This is a genomic window from Noviherbaspirillum sp. (assembly GCF_035654295.1).
GTDB lineage: Bacteria > Pseudomonadota > Gammaproteobacteria > Burkholderiales > Burkholderiaceae_D > Noviherbaspirillum.
Genome location: NZ_DASRXF010000157.1, coordinates 1 through 2,803 on the forward strand (window position 1 = coordinate 1; position 2,803 = coordinate 2,803).

Annotated in this window: 2 protein-coding genes and 1 pseudogene; all 3 read left to right on the forward strand. The window is 65.8% G+C overall.

Annotation, left to right across the window (positions count from 1 at the left end):
* The first annotated feature begins 49 nt into the window (after positions 1-49).
* Positions 50-733: a Fe2+-dependent dioxygenase gene (locus VFF99_RS15640; protein WP_325019496.1), complete on the forward strand. Its 684-nt coding sequence runs from the start codon at positions 50-52 to the stop codon at positions 731-733.
* On the forward strand, positions 730-1,857 hold the full coding sequence (locus VFF99_RS15645) for an alpha-hydroxy acid oxidase (RefSeq protein WP_325019498.1): 1,128 nt from the start codon (positions 730-732) through the stop codon (positions 1,855-1,857). The genes VFF99_RS15640 and VFF99_RS15645 overlap by 4 nt, the downstream gene beginning before the upstream one ends.
* A 103-nt stretch (positions 1,858-1,960) precedes the next feature.
* A pseudogene (locus VFF99_RS15650) lies at positions 1,961-2,803 on the forward strand (diguanylate cyclase); the annotation flags it as partial.

Consider the following 2,803-nt stretch of genomic DNA (forward strand, 5'->3'; position numbering starts at 1 on the left):
GCACGCACGGCGCTGCTGACGCTGGTGGCACGTTTCTAAGTTATTCAGCATGCTCCTTCATCTGAAAAACGTCTTGTCGAAGGATGAAGTCCGCCGGGCGAGGGAAGTCCTCGCCCGGGCCCCCTGGGCCGACGGCCGGACTACATCGGGCAAGCAGGCCGCACAGGCCAAGAACAACCTCCAGCTGCCCGAGCAGTGCGACGAAGCGCAGGCCGTGCGGGAGCTGGTGCTGTACGCGCTCGAACGCCATCCCGTTTTCTTTTCGGCGGCCTTGCCCAAGCAGATTTCCCCGCCGATGTTCAACCGCTACGGCGGCGATGCCAACACCTTCGGCAATCATGTGGACACTGCCGTGCGTTACCTTTCGGATGGCGGACGGGTGCGCACTGACGTGTCGTGCACCGTGTTCCTGAGCGAACCGGAAGAGTACGATGGCGGTGAACTGGTCATCGAAGACAACTACCTCGACCGGCGGATCAAGTTTCCGGCGGGGGACATGGTGCTGTACCCCGCCAGCACGGTTCACCGCGTCGAGCCCGTGACCCGCGGCGAGCGCATCGCCAGCTTCCTGTGGGTGGAAAGCATGGTGCGCTCGACCGAGCAGCGCGAGCTGCTGTTCAACATGGATTCCGCGCTGATGCGCCTGCGCACGACCGTCGGCGAGACCGATCCCGCCGTCGTCGGGCTCACGAGCACGTACCACAACCTGCTCAGGATGTGGGGCGACACGTGATCAGGATTCCCGCAGTCGAACCCGTCCCGGCCGGCGTGGTGACGCTGGACGACCACGAACGGCACGCCCGGACCCGGCTCGACGACAATGCCTGGGCCTATTTCGCGGGCGGGGCGGGCGACGAGATCACGGTGCGCGCAAACCGCAGCGCCTGGGATGCGATGCAACTGTCGACGCGCGTCCTGCGCGACCTGAAGGGCGGACATACCCGGGTCTCGCTGCTGGGCCGTAGCCTGGCGCATCCCATCCTGCTGGCGCCGGTGGCGTTTCAGCGCATGGCGCACCCAGACGGCGAAACCGCGACCGCCTTCGCGGCAGGGATGCAGGGCGCGGGGATGGTCCTGAGCAGCCAGGCCAGCACGCCGATGGAGGAGGTGGCGCAGATCGTGCTGGGCGAAGCAGGGCGCGGACCGCTCTGGTTCCAGCTCTACTTCCAGCATGACCGCGCGTTCACGCTCGAACTGGTACGGCGCGCCGAGCGCGCGGGCTACGAGGCACTGGTCGTCACCGTCGATGCACCGTGCTCGGGCGCGCGCGACCGCGAGCGCCGCGCCGGATTCGTTCTGCCGCCGGGCGTCAGCGCGGTCAATCTCGATGCGATGCCGCCGCCGCAACCCGTCACCATCGAGGCGCACCAGAGCCGTATGTTCGATGGCCTGCTCAGGCATGCGCCGACCTGGGAAGACATCGCATGGTTGTGCCGTGAAACCACGTTGCCGGTGCTGTTGAAGGGGATAACCCATCCCGAGGACGCACGCACCGCCAGGGATGCCGGCGCTGCCGGTATCATCGTTTCCAACCACGGCGGCCGCACGCTCGACACCATGCCGCCGACCGCCGCGCTGCTGCCGCGCATCCGCGCCAGCCTCGGCAAGGAATACCCGGTGCTCGTGGACGGCGGCATCCGCCGCGGCACCGATGTCCTGAAGGCCATCGCACTGGGCGCGGACGCCGTCCTCGTCGGCCGTCCCTGCGTGTACGGGCTCGCGAACGCCGGCGCGATGGGCGTCTCGCATGTGCTGCGCCTGCTGCGCGACGAACTTGAAATCGCAATGGCCTTGTGCGGCTGCAGGACGCTGCGCGATGCCGACAGTGCGCTGCTTGTCCTGCCTCATGCCAGCTAGACAGAGCATCGAGGCATGTTCCTAAGAGTTTGCTAACGAAGCTTCCTGCCTTTCGTTGCCTCGCCTAAGCTCGCTGGGTCGCTGAATATCCCTTCGCCCCAGCATGTCACATTCCAGTCAATCGCCGACCGGCTCGCGGAACGCGTTCCTCCGTTTTGTTCTTGCCACGATATCCTTCCACCTCGTTCCGCTGGCCATCGCGGTTTTCTCGATCATCGCCTTTGTCTTCTGGACCAGCCGGTACGGCGCCGAAGCGGGCCGTCCGTTGCGCATGCAGGTCATTCAGTCCGATGCGATCTCGACCCCTGACGAGGCTCGGAGCCATCTTGCTTCGGTGCGGGCGACTCGCGGGTACGAGACCAGGCTGTCGGAAGCGCCTGTCTGGTTCATCGTGAAGCCGTCGGCCGATGGCCGCCCCTCGGTGATCGAGCTCCCATCGCGCCATGCACGAGACCTGGAGTGCTGGGACGGAGCAACGCTGGAAGTGCTCGGCAAGTCGGCGGAGAGGGGTTTCAGCGCCGGCATCGTGCCGGCCAAGAGTGGGTTCGTGCTGGCGTCGCCGCCGGACAGCGCGGTTTGCCGTGTCAGGTTCGCCGGGCCGGCCAGGCTGACCGCCTTGCAATGGTCGAGCCGCCAGTTTGCATTGTCGGAGGCGCATTTCCACCGGCAATCGGGGCTGCTTGACGGCGGTCTCGGCGTGTTGGCAGTGTTCATGCTGTTCATCGCACTGTTCAGCCGGGAAAAACTGTACGTACTCTTTGCAGTCTGGTTGTGCCTCAACCTCCGGGTCGCCGCGCTATCGACAGGATGGGATGTGCAGTGGCTGGGCCAGCGCGTTCCCGAAGACTGGCTGCTGCCCATGCGTACCGTGACCATCGCGCTGTACGCCCTGGTGACGCTCGAACTCTATATCAACCTGTTCCGCGAGCAGATTCCGCGCACTCCT